Here is a 16,431-nt window from a genome sequence, read left to right as displayed (position 1 = left end):
CGAAACACAGAAGGCCACGAGATAAACGGTCGGTTATCTCGTGACCCGGTTCGGCTGGTCGAGGGTATCAGTCCTCGAGCGCACGCACCCGCTCGTGGCGTTGCTGCTCCTCAGGTTGGGCGGACGACTGCAGGGTGAAGTCGAAATCGATTTCGGCAAAACGACCGCTCACGCCATGGGCCGCTGCACGCTGCGGATCGTCGCTGAAGGTGATCTTGGCGATCAGTTCGTCACGGGTGGCGTAGGCGAAATCGTCATGCAGATACTGATCGCCATCGAGGTTGATCTGGGTGGTCAGGTGACGATGATCCGGTGCCGAAATGAAGAAGTGAATGTGCGCCGGCCGCTGGCCATGACGGCCCAGTTGATTGAGCAGTTGCTGGGTCGGACCATCCGGCGGGCAGCCGTAGCCCGACGGCACGATGCTACGGAAGCGATAACGACCCTCGGCATCGGTGACGATCCGGCGACGCAGGTTGAACTCGGACTGGGTGGTGTCGAAGTACGAATAGGTGCCGCCAGTGTTGGCGTGCCAGACATCCACCACCGCGCCGGCCAGCGGTTCGCCAGCGGTGTTGAACACCCGGCCCTGCATGAACAGAGTCACACCCGGATCGACGCCGTCATCGAGACGCGCTTCGCCTTGCGAAAGCGGCGCACCCGCCACATACAACGGCCCCTCGATGGTTCGCGGGGTGCCGCCGGACTTGCCGGCCTGCTCGTCTTCGGCATCCATCAACAGGTCTAGGTAATGCTCAAGACCGAGCCCGGCAACCAACAGACCGGCCTCCTGCCGCGCGCCCAGCACGTTGAGGTAATTGACGGCTTTCCAGAATTCTTCCGGGGTCACGGCCAGGTCTTCGATGATGTTCACCGAATCGCGCAGGATGCGGTAAACCAGCGCCTTGACCCGCGGATCGCCGGCTTCATTGAGCAGGCCGCTGGCTTCTTCGAGAAACTTCTGGACACTGGCGGTGTGGGAAATCTTGACGTTCATGGTGGATCCTCATCTTGTATTTATTAGCGTAGCGAACTGAACAGGCTGGATTCAGCGGTCATCCTCGCGAATGGAAGAAGGATGCCGGCACAGCGCGTTGACCTCGATCGCCATGTACGGGTACAGCGGCAATTGCATCAGTAGGTCGTGCAGTTCCTGAACGCTGTCGACATCGAACACGCTGTAATTGGCATAGAGCCCGGCGATGCGCCACAGATGACGCCACTTGCCTTGCTCTTGCAGGCGCTGGGCCAGGGCTTTCTCGTCGGCCTTTAGCTGAGCGGCGCGCTCCGGGTTCATGTCGACCGGTAGATTCACGGTCATTTTTACGTGAAACAGCATGATGCCCTCCTCAGGCTTGATGAACGACAGTGGAGCTTTTGTCCCGACGGAAAAACGCCAGGCGCTCTTCATCCAGGGTCAGGCCCAGCCCCGGTGTTGACGGGACGTGCAGTTGGAAATCGCGGTAGACCAATGGCTCGCTGAGGATGTCTTCGGTCAGCAGCAGCGGGCCGAACAATTCGGTATCCCAGCTCAAGGTATTCAGTGTGACAAAGGCATGGGCCGAGGCCAGCGTGCCGATTCCGCCTTCGAGCATGGTGCCGCCGTACAGGCCGATACCGGCCGCCTCGGCAATCGCGGCGGTTCGCAGCACGGCGCGCGGGCCGCCGTTCTTGGCGATTTTCAGAGCGAACACCGAAGCGGCGCCTTCCCGTGCCAGGTTAAAGGCATCTTCCACGCATTCGATGGATTCATCGGCCATGATCGGCGCCGGGCTCATGGCATTCAGGCGCACCATGCCGGCGCGGTTATTGCGCGAGATCGGTTGTTCGATCAGGTCGATGCCGTTGGTGCCGAGTATCCGGCAGGCCCGCAGAGCGACTGCTTCGTCCCAGGCCTGATTGACATCGACCCGCACACTGGCGCGATCGCCCAAGGCCTTTTTGATCGCAATAACGTGAGCCAGGTCGCGGTTGACCTCGCCAGCGCCGATTTTCAGTTTGAAGATCCGGTGGCGGCGCAGGTCGAGCATTTTTTCCGCTTCGGCAATGTCCTTGGCGGTGTCGCCGCTGGCCAGGGTCCAGGCCACCGGCAATGCATCGCGAACCCGTCCGCCCAACAGTTCACTGACCGACAGGCCAAGGCGCTTGCCCTGGGCGTCGAGCAAGGCGCTTTCGATACCCGATTTGGCGAAGGTGTTGCCACGAATGCTGCGCTCCAGGCGCAACATCGCGGCATTCACATTGCCGCTGTCCTGGCTGATCAGCAGTGGCGCGAAGTGTTTGTCGATGTTGGTCTTGATGCTGTCCGGGCTTTCGTTGCCGTAGGCCAGGCCGCCGATGGTGGTCGACTCACCGATACCCTCAATGCCATCGGCACAGCGCACCCGAATGATCACCAGGGTCTGGTTCTGCATGGTGTGCATCGCCAGCTTGTGTGGGCGAATGGTCGGCAGATCGACGATGATCGTCTCGATCGATTCAATGGCTGTTGCAAGCATGTCGCGATACCCGTCAGGTTCTTAAAGTTCTGGAACCGATTCTGGTACGGCTTTTTTCGGGAAGCCAATATAGAATTGGTCTGACTCGATACCTTAAAGGTATTTAACAGATCGACGTCCGGAGGCCCCATGGAACTGCGTCACCTGCGATATTTTCAGGTGCTGGCTCAAACCCTCAACTTCACCCGCGCCGCCGAACTGCTGCACATCGCCCAACCGCCGCTGAGCCGGCAGATCCAGCAGCTGGAAGACGAACTCGGGGTACTGCTGCTGGAGCGCGGCCGACCGTTGAAGCTGACCGACGCCGGGCGTTTTTTCCATGAACACTCCACCGCCCTGCTCGAACAACTGGGCAAGGTCTGCGACAACACGCGGCGGATCGGCCTGGGCGAAAAGACCTGGCTGGGCATCGGCTTTGCGCCCTCGACACTCTATGGCGTGCTGCCGGAACTGATTCGCCGGTTGCGCAGCGGCGAGCCTCTGGCGCTGGAGTTGGGGCTCTCGGAAATGACCACGTTGCAACAGGTGCAGGCGCTCAAGGCCGGGCGTATCGATGTCGGCTTCGGGCGCATCCGCATCGACGACCCGGCCATCCTGCAGACCGTGCTCACCGAAGACCGACTGGTGGCCGCCCTGCCCGCCGGCCATCCGCTCCTCGCCAGGCCCATCAGCCTTCGGGAACTGGCCAAGGAACCCTTTGTGCTCTACCCCGGCAATCCGCGCCCGAGTTACGCCGACCACGTGATCGCATTGTTCGAAGCCAGTGGCGTGCACATCAAGGTGGCGCAATGGACCAACGAGCTGCAAACGGCGATTGGTCTGGTGGGGGCGGGAATCGGGGTGACGCTGGTACCGGCCTCGGTGCAGTTGCTGCACCGCGACGACATTGGCTTCACTCCGGTGCTGGAAGACAACGCGATCTCGCCGATTATTCTCAGCAGGCGTGTGGGCGATGTGTCGCCGGGGTTGAATCATTGCTTGCAGATGATCGATGAACTGCTGCCGGGCGACAGTTGAGCCGTAAATGCAATCCGTAGCAGCTGTCGAGCCCCAGCGAGGCTGCGTAGCGGTCGTGAATCCGGCTAATGCGGTCTGCCTGATGTATCGCGATCTCCGATTTTACGACTGCTACGCAGCCGAACGCAGCCTTCGGCAGCTGCTACAAGAAGTCGCGGTTAGGCCACGACACCGGCGAACGCTCGGCGACCGGCACGCATTTCTATGCGAAGTTCGCCGATCAGGTTGGAAATATCGCGAACACTAATCAGTTTGTCGGGGGATACTCCAGTGATCAACAACTCAATCCGCCCGGAGCTCTGATCGAAAACCTTGATCCGTAAGGTTTCATTCTGGTTCACGGTGCATTCGCAGGAGAGCGGCTTGAAACCGGACTCGACAATCTGGCAAAGCTGCTCAATAGGAACCATGACAGACGCCCTCCCTGGACGGCCTCCCGGTTGGATCCACTGAGAATAGTTCAGCTTGCGCAACGCGCCAGCGAGCTCAGTGAGCTCAGTGAGCATCCCCATCCCATATCCAATTCCAGATCCCCGGCAAACGAACAGGCTCGGAACTCTGCTTGACGGTGCGCGCCATGGCCGCCCGCTGTAGCGCTGCCGTGTCGTCGTAAAACGGTTTCTGCGCCATGGCCAGACCGGTGGCGTTGGCACTGTCGAGGAGGATTTGCAGGTATTCGCGGGCATGCCGGGCGGTGTAGCGGTTGAGGTCGTGAAAGGTCACCACCACCGGAATCACCCCATCCACCGTCGGCAACTCGCCAAGGGCTATGCGCTCGCGGACTTCGGACAGCTGCCGCAGCATATTGGCCCGCCGCCGAGGGCTGGCGTTGAAGCCCCAGATCTTGCCGTCATTGGCGCTCAGGTCGGTCAGCAGTACATGCATGCCGTGCTGCTGATAGGCCGCGAAAGTGCGCTTGTCATAATTCCAGAACGGCGGACGCACCAGGATCGGCGAGGCGCCAGTGATCGCGGCGATGTCTGCGCTGCCGTTGGTCAGCGATTGCTCCAGCTGTTCCGGCTCCAGGGAGCGATGGTTGGTGTGGTGGGGAGTGGCCGTGTGGAAGCCCAGCAGATGCCCTTCGGCCTGTTCGCGCCGCATGAGTTGGCGCCCCACGTCACTGCCGCCGGCGCCCGAGGCACGGGTCTGCACGAAGAACACGGCTTTGATGTCCGGTTGCAGCGGATTGTGCGCCAGGCTGTCGAGTACAGTGGCGGTCGGGTTGTAAAAACCGGACGCGCTGGGCCCGTCGTCGAAGGTCAGCAGAAAGCGGATCGGCGCCTGCGCTTGCAGACGCTGTTGCGTCTGCGGCGTCATTTCAATGGGCGCGGCGATGCAGCCAAACAGGCCGACGGCGATGGCGAATACGGATAGAACCTTGATCAACTGCTTCATGTTTTGCCTTGGGCCAGACCTTGCGACCGTCACGTTTAATGGCAAAAAACCCTCGCCCATTCATCCTTCGACCGGCCCGCCAATCGCTGCGAGCCGAGGTTGGATAAGGGTACACAGTGTTTGGTTCCAGCGCCTGCTCCCCAGGTGATTGCATTTCAAACTACAAAAACTAAAAAGCCCCGCCATCTATTGGCGGGGCTTTGGGGATGTGCAAACCGATCAGGGCTTCAGCGGGCGTTCCTGGTCGCGGTCCGACAGCTCTTTACCGTCGTCGGGGTGCTTCCAGTCCGGCGTCGAACGCTTCTGCCGCTCGATTTCTTCCTCCGTCGGTTCATCGGTCTCATCATCCAGGTCCGGACGCTTTGGTTCAGTGGCCATGCCCACCTCCCGTCCTCAAGGGATCATCCGTTAAGCGTAGAACAGTTTCGCGCCGGACGACTCAGAGCCACCAGCGCAGTAAAAAGAAAAAGCCCATGCTCAACAACATGCTGAGCAGAGTATTGCGGGTGTAAAGCACCAGGCCCACGGCCACCAGCGAACTGATCAGGTAGGGGTTGTCCCACTGCAGGTTCAACTGTTTGTCGGGCATGAACACAATCGGCCCGCAGATCGCGGTGAGCATGCCCGGCACCGCGAAACCGAGGAACTGCCGGGCATTGCTGCTCAAGCGCACCGGCAGCCGAGGTTCGAGAAAGACGTAGCGGTTCAGGAACACCAGCAGGCCCATCCCGATAATCACAGCCCAGACCATCATGTGCGCCCCACGTAGAGTTTGTTGCAGATGAACCCTGCGGTCATGCCCGCCAACCCCGACAGCACCAGCGCCGAGCCCCATTGCCAATAGCTGAACAGCACCGAACAGAACAGCGAGACCGCCACGCAGACCACCGTCGGAACGTTGCGCACCACCGGCGTGATCAAGGCGATAAACGTCGCGGCGATGGAGAAATCCAGCCCCAGGTGTTCAAGGCCCGGAATGCTGCTGCCCAGCACAATGCCTGCCAGGGTGAAGAGGTTCCAGGCGATGTAAAACGTCAGGCCCACACCGAGGGCGTACCAGCGATTGAACTGCTGTTTGTCATGCTGGCTGGTCAGGGCGAACAACTCGTCGGTGAGCAAAAAGCCCAGCCCGATACGCCAGCGGCCCGGCAACGGGGAAATCACCGAACGCATGCTCATCCCGTACAGCAAATGCTGGGAGGTCAGCAGCAACGTGGTCAACAGAATCGAAAAGACCCCGGCGCTGCCCTTGAGCATGCCGATGGCGACCAATTGCGCCGCGCCGGCAAACACGATGCTCGACAGCCCCTGGCCTTGCAGGGGCGTGAGGTTGGCCTCGATGGCCATGGAACCGGCCAGCAACCCCCAGGGCGCGGTCGCCAGGGACAACGGCATGATGGCCGCGGCGCCACGAAGGAATGCAGTACGCGGCATGAATGAGTTGGACATAACGCTCTACAACCAGGAAAAGTCTTCAGACTGTGCCAGCAGTCATGGCCAATGGCTTGAACAATCTTGCGCACTTGCAACGACTTCACGATTGACAAATACCCCGTCGGCTTTTAAAACTGGGCGCCTCATTCAGGGTGTAAGCAACCATGTCCGCAACCTTCAACCTCAACACTGTCGTCATTGGCTTGATTGCCAAGGCGCAAGGTTGCGTTGCGCACGCCCCTAAATCGAAGAAACAGTCGCTCATGTGACCGGGGCGCGCTGTCCCGTCAGATGAGCTGACAGGACATTGAGCGCGACGGACACCCCTCCTCTTGCTGACTTCCTTCTACGCTTCTGACGGTGACGAAATCGGTCAACCTTCAGGAGAAAGTGCATGTCATCGTTTCAAGGTATCTGGGTTCCCATCGTTACGCCGTTTCACAATGGCGCGATCGACTTCGCCGGATTGCGGCGGCTGGTCAGTCATCTGCTGGAAAAAGGCGTCGATGGCATAGTGGTCTGCGGCACCACCGGGGAAGCCGCGGCGCTGGCCAAACATGAACAACTGGCGGTGCTCGATGCGGTGCTGGAACAGGTTCCACCAGAACGCGTGGTCATGGGCCTGGCCGGCAACAACCTCACCGAGTTGCTGCACTTTCAAAGCGAAATCCTGAAGCGTCCCCTGGCGGGCTTGCTGGTGCCGCCGCCCTACTACATCCGCCCTTCCCAGGCCGGCCTCGAAGCCTTTTTCAAGACCGTCGCCGATGCGTCCAGCGCCCCGATTATTCTCTACGACATCCCCTATCGCACCGGCATAGCCTTCGAGCAGGCGACCCTGCTCCGGATCGTCGCCCATGAGCGGATCGTCGCGATCAAGGACTGCGGCGGCAACCCAGCCAACACCTTGGCACTGCTCTCCAGCGGTAACGTCGACGTGCTGTGCGGCGAAGATAATCAGATCTTCGGCGCGCTATGCCTGGGGGCCAAAGGCGCAATTGCCGCCTCGGCCCATGTTCATCCCGAGCTGTTCGTGACGCTGTATCAACAGCTTCGCGACAACCGCTTAGCGGCCGGCCGAACGACCTTCTTCCAGTTGCTGCCACTGATCCACAGCCTGTTCATCGAGCCCAATCCCGCTCCGGTGAAAACTGCCCTGGCCCTTGGAGGATTGATCCACGACGAGCTGCGAGCGCCAATGCAACGCAGCAGTGAAAGCACGACGGTGCGTTTGAAAGAAGTACTGGCAGCGCTTGAAGACGGCAATCGATAGAGCACAAGCGTCCAGCCCGAGTACCATGGAGCGATTCACCTAACGCGTCAGGGAATCGACATGTTTTACCGGATCGCCGCCGACGGGCTGGTGCTGTCTCACTTGTTGTTCATTCTGTTCGTGCTGTTCGGCGGGCTGCTGGTGCTCAAATGGCGCCACCTGATCTGGTGGCACCTGCCCGCCGCTGCATGGGGCGTGATCGTGGAAGTCTTTCACCTGGCGTGCCCTCTCACCGAATGGGAAAACCGCATGCGCCACGCGGCCGGGCAAACCGGTTACGGCGGCGGTTTTATCGAACACTACGTGTGGCCGATCATTTATCCGGCCGGGCTGACGCCCACGATTCAACTGGCACTGGGCAGCGTGGTGCTGGCGCTCAACGTGCTGATCTATGCGCGGCTGTTCCGGCACTGGAAGCATCCGACCCGTTCAGGCAGTAACCACCGGTCCGGTTGAACTCAGTTGGCGATAACACTCATGTTCCGGCCACTGGCCTTGGCCACATACAGCGCCTTGTCCGCGGCGCCGACAATGTCGTCGGGCTGGGCTTGCGAGGCCGGGTCGTAGGCGCAGACACCCACGCTGACTGTGACCACGCCTTCCACGCCCCCAACGTGCTCGATGCCGGCCTGCTGAACCGCACGGCGGATGTTTTCCGCTACCAGAAACGCCCCCACGTAGTCGGTACCGGGCAGCACCACCGTAAACTCCTCACCACCGAAGCGAGCCGCGAGATCGCCGGGGCGCTTGATGTTTTCGGTGATGATCGTGCTGATTTTGCGCAAACACTCATCGCCCGCCAAATGACCGTAGTGATCATTGAAGTTCTTGAAGTGGTCGACATCGATCATCAACAGCGCAAGATGGGCCTGGCTACGCCTGGCGCGGCCCATTTCCGCGAGAATGAACAGGTCGAATTGACGCCGATTGGAAAGCCCGGTCAGTGCATCCTCCAGTGCCAGCAACTCCAGGCTGCGGTTGACCTCAATGAGTTTGTCCTGAGTCTCCAACAGATTGTTCTGAATATGATTCTGCTGCTTCATGAGGCGGATCAGGCGATAACCGAGAGCCCCCAGAAACCCCAGCAGCAACAGGACGATGCCCGCACTGAATATTGATTCCTGCCGCCAACTGGCCAGGACTTCATCCTTGTCGAGCCCGGCAAAAACGACAAGCGGATACCCCTCGACCCGTCGAAACCCCACGACCCGCACCACCCCGTCGACAAAGGACCTGACCGTTGCCGTACCGGAATCGCCCTTGGGCAAGAGCTGGGTAAACAGCGGCCCTTTGGCAACACTGGTGCCGATATCAGCTTCGTTGAACGGGCGCCGAACGACGATGGTGGCGTCATCGGAGATCAGGTTGATCACGCCGTTATTACCCATGTCGATGCTGTTGTACAAATCCAGGAAATGCTCAAGGTAGATCGAAGCCACCACCACGCCGGCAAACCGGCCATCAGGGTGATTGATCCGGCGTGACACGGTCATGATCCACTCACCGGTCGAGCGACTTTTTATCGACGGACCGATATGAGGGCCGCGGTCGGGATGATCACGGTGGTAGATGAAATATTCACGGTCGGAATTATTGGCATTGGGCGGTATGACGTTAATGGCGTTGGCGAGCCAGCGTCCTTCTTCGTCGAACACGAACAGCCCATGGATCTGTACCAACTCACTGCGCTGAGCCTGGAGCAAACGTTGCAGTCGGGGAAGTTTTTCCGGTTGCATGCCATCGATTTCGAGGCGGTCCACCAGGGAAAACAGTAGCGTGTCGGCCTGTTTGATCGATGCCTGCGCCTGCGAGGCCAGGGTTTGCGCCAGGTTGGACATCGCCACTTCGCTCTCACGCAGATGGTACTGACGCGAGTTCCAGCTTTCACCGATCACAATGGCCATCAAGGACAAGCACACTGCAATCAGCAGAGAAACCGCGTATCGAACCTTGAGCGTTGACTCAACCGGCTCGGGCACCCAAGGCGTGGCGAACCGGGTGTGTTCAATACGATCTTTGACGGACGGATGCCCCATGACGCTCCCTGAATCCCTTATGACATGGCGAATTTTCCCGTTCGCCCTTTTAGCGCCAGCCAGCCGTGACCGGCGCTCAAACCATTACAACTCGACACCGATACGATAGGTGATTTACACAAAAACGCTCATTGCCAGCGATCGTAATCGCTATATCGGCGTCTGTTTGATCGCCTCAAACCAGGCCGGATTCAATCGCCTCTGTTCGGTCTCGATGCCCAACGCGTCCATCCGTGCCTTGTGCTGATCCATCTCTCGGGTCAGCTGACTTTGGTCGCTGGAGTTGCCGTCCAACTGGTGCATCTGGCTCAGCCCCAAGTGATAAAAGCGCAGCAGCTTCATGGCGGCAGGGTCGCCCTGCTCCACCGCCGCCGTTACCTGGTGCATGACGTTGGTGACGCTCATCAGACTGCGCTTGAGCTGCCAACCATAGACCGCTGGCGCCATCCACTCCTGGCTCCAGAACTTGCCGCGCATCAGCGCCACCGTCAGCAACAACGCGGCAAACACACCGCCCACGTTGAACCGCAGATTATCGCCGCCGGGTTCACCGAACAACGTCACCGCCGCCGTCGACAGCACCATCGCCAGCGCCAGGAACATCAGGGCGATGATCACCGTGCTGCGCCGCGTCTGGCGTCGATAGGTTTCGGCATTCATTGGCTGGATTTCGAACATCGCGACGGGGTTCCTTGCATCGATGGTAAAAGGCGCTGTGACAAAAAGACTGCGAGGCATTATCGCCTCCCCGAAGGATTTAGCTATGCTGGAGCTCCTTTTCATCTTTTCATCGTCAAACGGGAGCATGGCGATACAGCGCAGTTCGTGCCATCTTCATCATGGATACACACTATTCGGATGCCATGCGCCGTTGCTGGCGGGTGACATCGTTTTAAGGATCATTGAATGACCCAACGACATGTAATCAACGCCTCGGTCAGCCCTAAAGGCAGCCTGGAAACGCTCTCCCAGCGTGAAGTGCAGCAACTGAGCGAAGCCTCATCCGGCATCACCTATACCCTCTTCCGCCAGTGCGCCCTGGCCATCCTCAATACCGGCGCCCATGTCGATAACGCCAAGACCATTCTGGAAGCCTATAAAGACTTCGAAATCCGCATTCACCAGCAAGACCGTGGCGTACGCCTGGAACTGCTGAATGCCCCCGCCGACGCTTTCGTCGATGGCGAAATGATTGCCAGCACCCGTGAAATGCTCTTTAGCGCCCTGCGCGACATCGTCTACACAGAAAACGAACTCGACGCCTTGAGCATCGACCTGAGCACCTCCCAGGGCATCAGCGACTACGTCTTTCACCTGCTGCGCAACGCCCGCACCCTGCGCCCCGGCGTCGAACCGAAAATCGTGGTGTGCTGGGGCGGCCACTCGATCAACACCGAAGAATACAAATACACCAAGAAAGTCGGCCACGAACTCGGCCTGCGCAGCCTGGACATCTGCACCGGTTGTGGCCCTGGCGTGATGAAAGGCCCGATGAAAGGCGCGACCATCGCCCATGCCAAGCAACGCATCCACGGCGGTCGCTACCTCGGTTTGACTGAACCTGGGATCATCGCCGCCGAGGCGCCGAACCCGATCGTCAACGAACTGGTGATCCTGCCGGACATCGAGAAACGCCTGGAAGCGTTCGTGCGGGTTGGCCACGGCATCATCATTTTCCCGGGTGGCGCGGGCACGGCCGAGGAATTCCTGTACCTGCTCGGCATCCTGATGCACCCGGACAACCAGGACCTGCCGTTCCCGGTGGTCCTTACCGGGCCGAAAAGCGCCGCACCGTATCTGGAGCAACTGCACGCCTTCGTCGGCGCAACCCTCGGTGAAGAAGCGCAGCAGCACTACGAGATCATCATCGACGACCCGGCCGAAGTGGCGCGGCAGATGACTCAGGGCCTCAAAGCGGTCAAACAGTTCCGCCGCGAGCGCAACGACGCGTTCCATTTCAACTGGCTGCTGAAGATCGACGAAGGCTTCCAGCGCCCGTTCGACCCGACCCACGCCAACATGGCCAACCTGCAATTGAGCCGCAACCTGCCGCCCCACGAACTGGCCGCCAACCTGCGCCGCGCGTTCTCCGGCATCGTCGCCGGTAACGTCAAGGACAAGGGCATCCGCCTGATCGAAGAACACGGGCCGTACCAGATTCGCGGTGATGCCGAGGTCTTGCAGCCACTGGACCATTTGCTCAAAGCCTTCGTTGCCCAGCACCGGATGAAACTGCCGGGTGGCGCGGCGTATGTGCCGTGTTACCAAGTGGTGGCTTGATACGCGAAACCCTGTGGAAGCAGGCCCGCGATGGCCCGCTTTCCCGAACCACCGGAAACAAGAAACCCCGCGTGATGCGGGGTTTCTTGTTTTTGGGGACTGAGTCAGTGGAGCCCACTGTGGCGAGGGAGCTTGCTCCCGCTGGGTTGCGAAGCGACCCCAAATCCAGCAACCGCATTTTTTTGGCACACCGCATATGCCGGTTTTGCGACTGCTGCGCAGCCGAGCGGGACGGTGCGGCGATCCGACAAGCTCCCTCGCCACAATGGGTCACTCAGTTCTGAGGATCGAGGTTATCCAGCACCCGGTTCACCGCCAACTCCCCAAGCATCACCACCGATTGAATCCCCAACATCACATTGCGATGTGGCATGTCCATCAGTCCGGCGAACTCACTGAGCATCATGCTCGCTGACGCCAGGGATTCGCAGGCGTTGACCAGCAGGGTTTCGTTATCGACCTTCGTACCCACATGGTAAATGGTGCTGGGTTTGCGCTTGGTGGCTTTGGGGATGGGTGGTTTGAGGTAGTGGTCGAGGGCGCGGTCGGCGGCTTCGTGGAGTTTTTTCGAATCGAGGGATTCGTAGGGGGAAACGTCGTCGGTTTCCGGAGGATTTGGTGTTGGTTTGAACATAAATGAAGCTCCTTGATCAGTGGAGCCGACATCTATCGCTGCTAAACGAAGAAGGTGGCGGCTGTACGCGGGTTAGCAGACCAGGGATCAAGGAACCCGGCGCACCGAAGTGCCCCACGCATAGCCGCCATAACGCGAATGGCGACACTGACGTGCCTTGATATTCATCGAGCTGCTAAACCCGATCGCTGATTCGTCAGCGACCCGGAAACGATAGAGCCCGGCCTCAAGGCGCACAAGCCGGCGGATTCTGGCGTAGTCGTAGGCAACGGCGCAAGGCTGTGTAGCCTGAGTGAGTATCTGGAGATGTCGATTAAACATCGCCTGTTTATTGGTCTTACTGTGGATTTTGCGGTGGATGGGCTGGCCTCTTCGCGAGCAAGAGACTTGGCCTGCCCGTAGCAGCTGCCTCGCGGGCTCGGCAGCTGCTACAACAGATCGCTTACTAATCGCGCCGCAAGAGACTTGGCCTGGCTCGCCACATCAGTTACCGCCGTGCTCTCCCACCACATGCCGCGCAACGGTGGCCCCATGGCGAACAAACGGCTGGCGACCTGCCCGTCGGCGCTGAGTACCGCGCCATCCACCGCCGCAGCAATGCCCAACGCCAATGGCCCCGGACGCACCAGCCCCCGAGCGAGCAACTGCTGGGGCAACGGCCGCGCCACCCGGCGCCAGTCGTATTCGATGCCGCTGGAGTTGATCAGCGCCGCGCCATGCACCACGCAAGTTTGCGTCTCGCCACGACGACGAATGCGGATGCTGACCTCACCGTCCGACGCAGGCTCGAGCCCCTTGAACGATGCGGCATGAATCCGCAACCGCCCTTCCCCATGCAGCCGCGCCACCAACTCGGCACTCAACGGCGGCGAGCGATGGTGATGGCTTTCCCACCATGGCCGCACATGCCGCACAAATTGCCGGCGTTGCCGATCCGTCGCCTGACTCCACAACCGCCCGATGTGCGCTCGCACCGTGTCCAGCGGCGCTTGCCAGTCGATGCCCTGAGCGATGGCATCGCGGCAATGCCGGCGCAGTTCGCGCACCAGCTGACGCGGTGTGCGAATACTGTGGTCCTCGGCGAGAAAATCCACCCACGCCGGCGGTTGTCGGCGCACATGCGGCAGCAAACCATGACGGGAGAACACTTCGATCGGCCCACGATGCCCGGCCTGCTCCAGCGACACCACGGCATCGACCATGGTCAGGCCCGAGCCGATGATCAGCACCGTCGACTGCGGATCGAGTTGACGCATGGCGGCCACATCCCACGGGTCGAGTGCAGCTGCATTCAAACCGCTGGACTCGGTCTGCGGCGTGCGGGCGGCGGGAAACATTCCGGTCGCCAACACTGCGTAAGCGCCCTGCAATTGCTGCCCATCACTCAGGCTCAACCGCACCGAATCGCTCAACGTTTCCAGGTCCACCACCTCGGCCCGCACATGTTCGACACGCGCCCCCTTCAATGCGCCCACCGCCTGCGCTTCAGCAAGACGCTGCTGCACATAAACGCCAAACAGCCCGCGCGGCGGAAACAGTTCGCTGACCGGCACATGTTGCTCATCCGACTCCGGCCAGCCACCGGCGGCGATGTGTTCGGTCAGCCATTGGGTCAGGTCATCGGCGTTGTCCGGGTCGACGCTCATCCGCGCCGCGTTGCCATTGAGCGTATGCCCCAGTTCCACCGCGCTATAGGCTTCGCCACGGCCCAGTTCTGCCCGCGGCTCGATCACCAGAACCCGGCGCTGACCGGGCAAACGCAACAACTGCGCCGCCAGCATCGCGCCACTCAGGCCGCCACCGATGATCAGGATGTCAGCGTGGCGGATGGCGTCGCTCGCCTGTCCGCGTGGGGTGTCAGTCATGGCGTTCTCACTGGTCAATGTTTACCTGAATAGAAGTCATACAGATCGCCCCGTGTCAGTCACTCACCGGACACTAGCCTGTGAAGCGAACTTGAGTGCCACGTTAATATTTTGCTCGGCCATCAGGAAGCTCACCTGCTCGTCTCGATGCCATCCCCACTGTTTCTCAGGAGCCGAACTTGAATATAATTTTCTTTTATTTCAATAGGTTGAATAATTATTCAAGAAACACTTGCAGCTTTAAAACAGCAAAGTGTTTATCCAGTGTTAGCCGGTAAACAGTCAAATCACCACATTACGCACAAACCGCGCCGCCACGTCCCCATCATTGCGATAAGAATGCGGTTGATGACTGGCAAACATAAAGAACTCGCCAGCCGCAATTTTCTGCGGCTGACCGCCAAGCATCAGGGTCAGGCAACCTTCGAACACATAAAGCTGTTCGCTGTAGCCTTCGGCATCCGGCTCCGAGGGGTAATGCTCGCCCGGTTCCAGGCGCCATTCCCAGAGTTCTACTTCGCGGGTGGCGGTGGCTTTGGCCAGCAGCACCGCTTTACTGCCCGGGATCGTACCGGCCCAGGCCAGTTCGTTGATGCGGCTCGGGTCGCGAGCGTCGGGGGCCTGGATCAGGTCGCTGAAGGCCACGTCCAGCGCTTCGGCCACGCGGTCGAGGGTGGTCAGGCTGACGTTCTTCTCGCCGGCCTCGATGGCCACCAGCATCCGGCGGCTGACCCCGGACTTTTCGGCCAGGGCGCTCTGGCTCATGTCGGCGGCGTGGCGCAGACGTCGCACGTTCAGGCTGACGTGCTGGAGGACCGAAGCCCGTTGGGTGGAATCTTTGTGCACTATATTGCTCACTGGGTGGCGTTGCGCAGTATACTGCCCAACTTCGGGCGCATTGTGCGTCTCCCTCAGATGGCGCGCAAGGTCATGACGTCAATGAACGCTTCTCATACTTCCCCCCGTTTCTCCCGGTTCAGCAAGGCCGAGTGCGTGCTGGTGCTGATTACCATGGTCTGGGGCGGGACCTTTTTGCTGGTGCAGCATGCGATGACCGTCAGCGGGCCAATGTTCTTCGTCGGCCTGCGTTTTGCCGCGGCGGCGAGCCTTGTTGCGCTGTTCTCCTGGCGCCATCTGCGCGAACTGACCCTGTTCGAACTCAAGGCCGGGGCGTTTATCGGCGTGGCGATCATGCTTGGTTACGGCTTGCAGACCGTGGGTTTGCAGAGCATTCCCAGCAGTCAGTCGGCGTTTATTACCGCGCTGTATGTGCCGTTCGTACCATTGCTGCAATGGCTGGTGCTGGGGCGTCGTCCGGGGTTGATGCCGAGCATCGGGATCATGCTGGCCTTTACCGGGTTGATGTTGCTGTCGGGGCCTTCCGGCGCGTCGCTCAATTTCAGCCCCGGTGAAATCGCTACATTGATCAGCGCCGTGGCGATTGCCGCGGAAATCATTCTGATCAGCACCTATGCCGGCCAGGTCGACGTGCGCCGGGTGACGGTGGTGCAATTGGCGGTGACGTCGGTGCTGTCGTTCCTGATGGTGGTGCCGACCCAGGAAGTGATTCCCGACTTCTCGTGGTTGCTGTTGTGCAGCGCTTTGGGGTTAGGCGCGGCGAGTGCGGCGATTCAGGTGGCGATGAACTGGGCACAGAAGAGTGTTTCGCCGACCCGGGCGACGTTGATCTATGCCGGGGAGCCGGTGTGGGCCGGGATTGCCGGGCGGCTCGCCGGGGAACGCTTGCCGGCGATTGCGCTGGTTGGGGCGGGGTTGATTGTGGCGGCGGTGATTGTCAGTGAGTTGAAGACCAAGGGGAAAGTTGTTCCCGAGATCGAAGAAGATTCGGTACAGGAAACCGAACACTGATCGTTCCCACGCGTGGGAACGATCGCGATCTCCTTTGAAACAATGATAAACAGGGTTTCTGCGTCTATCTTGTAGGATTCTGCGACAGCTTGGCGTTTGGTGATCGGGGAGCTGGCACGTATGATGCTTCACA

18 protein-coding genes are annotated in these 16,431 nt (G+C 60.1%); 5 read left to right on the top strand and 13 right to left on the bottom strand.

Going from position 1 to position 16,431, the window contains the following annotated elements; translation table 11 throughout:
• Positions 1–67: 67 nt before the first annotated feature.
• From catA to PGR6_RS10625, 3 genes are read right to left on the bottom strand one after another with little or no spacing between them, the layout of a single operon-like run.
• The gene (catA, locus tag PGR6_RS10635) at positions 68–997 is read right to left on the bottom strand and encodes a catechol 1,2-dioxygenase (protein WP_018927994.1); all 930 of its coding nucleotides are present in this window, start codon (positions 995–997) and stop codon (positions 68–70) included.
• Between the two features lie 51 nt (positions 998–1,048).
• Positions 1,049–1,339 carry a muconolactone Delta-isomerase gene (gene catC / locus PGR6_RS10630; RefSeq protein WP_007936026.1) on the bottom strand — a complete coding sequence of 97 codons (291 nt, stop codon included), beginning with the start codon at positions 1,337–1,339 and terminating at the stop codon, positions 1,049–1,051.
• Between the two features lie 10 nt (positions 1,340–1,349).
• Positions 1,350–2,498, bottom strand: a complete 1,149-nt coding sequence (locus tag PGR6_RS10625) for a muconate cycloisomerase family protein (RefSeq protein WP_064617049.1) — start codon at positions 2,496–2,498, stop codon at positions 1,350–1,352.
• 129 nt (positions 2,499–2,627) lie between these two features.
• Between PGR6_RS10625 and PGR6_RS10620 the strand changes: the two genes are divergently transcribed.
• The gene (locus PGR6_RS10620; protein ID WP_064617048.1) at positions 2,628–3,515 is read left to right on the top strand and encodes a LysR family transcriptional regulator; all 888 of its coding nucleotides are present in this window, start codon (positions 2,628–2,630) and stop codon (positions 3,513–3,515) included.
• A 158-nt stretch (positions 3,516–3,673) separates the two neighbouring features.
• On the opposite strand, the gene PGR6_RS10615 is transcribed toward PGR6_RS10620, so the two are convergent.
• From PGR6_RS10615 to PGR6_RS10600, 5 genes are all read right to left on the bottom strand, one after another.
• On the bottom strand, positions 3,674–3,925 hold the full coding sequence (locus tag PGR6_RS10615) for a DUF1652 domain-containing protein (protein WP_064621234.1): 252 nt from the start codon (positions 3,923–3,925) through the stop codon (positions 3,674–3,676).
• Between the two features lie 85 nt (positions 3,926–4,010).
• Positions 4,011–4,910: a polysaccharide deacetylase family protein gene (locus PGR6_RS10610; RefSeq protein ID WP_064617047.1), complete on the bottom strand. Its 900-nt coding sequence runs from the start codon at positions 4,908–4,910 to the stop codon at positions 4,011–4,013.
• Between the two features lie 219 nt (positions 4,911–5,129).
• Complete coding sequence (locus tag PGR6_RS30150) at positions 5,130–5,288, bottom strand: hypothetical protein (protein ID WP_173861163.1); 159 nt, start codon at positions 5,286–5,288, stop codon at positions 5,130–5,132.
• Between the two features lie 61 nt (positions 5,289–5,349).
• Positions 5,350–5,661, bottom strand: coding sequence for an AzlD domain-containing protein (locus PGR6_RS10605; protein ID WP_162830927.1), 312 nt, complete (start codon positions 5,659–5,661; stop codon positions 5,350–5,352).
• Positions 5,661–6,359 carry an AzlC family ABC transporter permease gene (locus PGR6_RS10600; protein WP_064617046.1) on the bottom strand — a complete coding sequence of 233 codons (699 nt, stop codon included), beginning with the start codon at positions 6,357–6,359 and terminating at the stop codon, positions 5,661–5,663. The genes PGR6_RS10605 and PGR6_RS10600 overlap by 1 nt, the downstream gene beginning before the upstream one ends.
• Before the next feature lie 379 nt (positions 6,360–6,738).
• Here PGR6_RS10600 and dapA point away from each other — a divergent pair, with 379 nt between their 5' ends.
• On the top strand, positions 6,739–7,614 hold the full coding sequence (dapA, locus tag PGR6_RS10595; protein WP_064617045.1) for a 4-hydroxy-tetrahydrodipicolinate synthase: 876 nt from the start codon (positions 6,739–6,741) through the stop codon (positions 7,612–7,614).
• A gap of 60 nt (positions 7,615–7,674) precedes the next feature.
• Positions 7,675–8,070: a DUF2784 domain-containing protein gene (locus PGR6_RS10590; protein ID WP_064617044.1), complete on the top strand. Its 396-nt coding sequence runs from the start codon at positions 7,675–7,677 to the stop codon at positions 8,068–8,070.
• Between the two features lie 2 nt (positions 8,071–8,072).
• Here PGR6_RS10590 and PGR6_RS10585 read toward each other — a convergent pair whose 3' ends face one another.
• Complete coding sequence (locus PGR6_RS10585; RefSeq protein WP_064617043.1) at positions 8,073–9,650, bottom strand: sensor domain-containing diguanylate cyclase; 1,578 nt, start codon at positions 9,648–9,650, stop codon at positions 8,073–8,075.
• A gap of 150 nt (positions 9,651–9,800) precedes the next feature.
• A complete protein-coding gene (locus PGR6_RS10580) occupies positions 9,801–10,328 on the bottom strand; it encodes a DUF3087 domain-containing protein (RefSeq protein WP_064617042.1) in 528 nt (175 codons plus the stop codon).
• Positions 10,329–10,556: 228 nt separating this feature from the next.
• On the opposite strand from PGR6_RS10580, the gene ppnN reads away from it, so the two are divergent.
• Positions 10,557–11,930: a nucleotide 5'-monophosphate nucleosidase PpnN gene (gene ppnN, locus PGR6_RS10575; RefSeq protein ID WP_018928007.1), complete on the top strand. Its 1,374-nt coding sequence runs from the start codon at positions 10,557–10,559 to the stop codon at positions 11,928–11,930.
• Positions 11,931–12,204: 274 nt separating this feature from the next.
• Here the strand turns inward: ppnN and PGR6_RS10570 are convergent, their stop codons facing one another.
• From PGR6_RS10570 to PGR6_RS10560, 3 genes are all read right to left on the bottom strand, one after another.
• Positions 12,205–12,564: a DUF6124 family protein gene (locus tag PGR6_RS10570; protein ID WP_018928008.1), complete on the bottom strand. Its 360-nt coding sequence runs from the start codon at positions 12,562–12,564 to the stop codon at positions 12,205–12,207.
• 428 nt (positions 12,565–12,992) lie between these two features.
• Positions 12,993–14,429, bottom strand: a complete 1,437-nt coding sequence (locus tag PGR6_RS10565) for an FAD/NAD(P)-binding protein (RefSeq protein ID WP_064617041.1) — start codon at positions 14,427–14,429, stop codon at positions 12,993–12,995.
• 282 nt (positions 14,430–14,711) lie between these two features.
• Positions 14,712–15,275 carry a helix-turn-helix domain-containing protein gene (locus tag PGR6_RS10560; RefSeq protein ID WP_018928010.1) on the bottom strand — a complete coding sequence of 188 codons (564 nt, stop codon included), beginning with the start codon at positions 15,273–15,275 and terminating at the stop codon, positions 14,712–14,714.
• On the opposite strand from PGR6_RS10560, the gene PGR6_RS10555 reads away from it, so the two are divergent.
• Complete coding sequence (locus PGR6_RS10555) at positions 15,270–16,298, top strand: DMT family transporter (RefSeq protein WP_064617040.1); 1,029 nt, start codon at positions 15,270–15,272, stop codon at positions 16,296–16,298. The two genes, PGR6_RS10560 and PGR6_RS10555, sit on opposite strands and share 6 nt — an antisense overlap.
• The last annotated feature ends 133 nt before the right edge of the window (positions 16,299–16,431 follow it).

The sequence above is a fragment of the Pseudomonas sp. GR 6-02 genome, assembly GCF_001655615.1.
GTDB lineage: Bacteria > Pseudomonadota > Gammaproteobacteria > Pseudomonadales > Pseudomonadaceae > Aquipseudomonas.
Note: the sequence above shows the minus strand (reverse complement) of the source record. Positions and strands in the feature narration are given on the sequence as shown.

Excerpts from the sequence above, each read along its gene's own strand:
- catA (WP_018927994.1), bottom strand. The coding sequence starts at position 997 with ATGAACGTCAAGATTTCCCACACCGCCAGTGTCCAGAAGTTTCTCGAA.
- catC (WP_007936026.1), bottom strand. The coding sequence starts at position 1,339 with ATGCTGTTTCACGTAAAAATGACCGTGAATCTACCGGTCGACATGAAC.
- PGR6_RS10625 (WP_064617049.1), bottom strand. The coding sequence starts at position 2,498 with ATGCTTGCAACAGCCATTGAATCGATCGAGACGATCATCGTCGATCTG.
- PGR6_RS10620 (WP_064617048.1), top strand. The coding sequence starts at position 2,628 with ATGGAACTGCGTCACCTGCGATATTTTCAGGTGCTGGCTCAAACCCTC.
- PGR6_RS10615 (WP_064621234.1), bottom strand. The coding sequence starts at position 3,925 with ATGGTTCCTATTGAGCAGCTTTGCCAGATTGTCGAGTCCGGTTTCAAG.
- PGR6_RS10610 (WP_064617047.1), bottom strand. The coding sequence starts at position 4,910 with ATGAAGCAGTTGATCAAGGTTCTATCCGTATTCGCCATCGCCGTCGGC.
- PGR6_RS30150 (WP_173861163.1), bottom strand. The coding sequence starts at position 5,288 with ATGGCCACTGAACCAAAGCGTCCGGACCTGGATGATGAGACCGATGAA.
- PGR6_RS10605 (WP_162830927.1), bottom strand. The coding sequence starts at position 5,661 with ATGGTCTGGGCTGTGATTATCGGGATGGGCCTGCTGGTGTTCCTGAAC.
- PGR6_RS10600 (WP_064617046.1), bottom strand. The coding sequence starts at position 6,359 with ATGTCCAACTCATTCATGCCGCGTACTGCATTCCTTCGTGGCGCCGCG.
- dapA (WP_064617045.1), top strand. The coding sequence starts at position 6,739 with ATGTCATCGTTTCAAGGTATCTGGGTTCCCATCGTTACGCCGTTTCAC.
- PGR6_RS10590 (WP_064617044.1), top strand. The coding sequence starts at position 7,675 with ATGTTTTACCGGATCGCCGCCGACGGGCTGGTGCTGTCTCACTTGTTG.
- PGR6_RS10585 (WP_064617043.1), bottom strand. The coding sequence starts at position 9,650 with ATGGGGCATCCGTCCGTCAAAGATCGTATTGAACACACCCGGTTCGCC.
- PGR6_RS10580 (WP_064617042.1), bottom strand. The coding sequence starts at position 10,328 with ATGTTCGAAATCCAGCCAATGAATGCCGAAACCTATCGACGCCAGACG.
- ppnN (WP_018928007.1), top strand. The coding sequence starts at position 10,557 with ATGACCCAACGACATGTAATCAACGCCTCGGTCAGCCCTAAAGGCAGC.
- PGR6_RS10570 (WP_018928008.1), bottom strand. The coding sequence starts at position 12,564 with ATGTTCAAACCAACACCAAATCCTCCGGAAACCGACGACGTTTCCCCC.
- PGR6_RS10565 (WP_064617041.1), bottom strand. The coding sequence starts at position 14,429 with ATGACTGACACCCCACGCGGACAGGCGAGCGACGCCATCCGCCACGCT.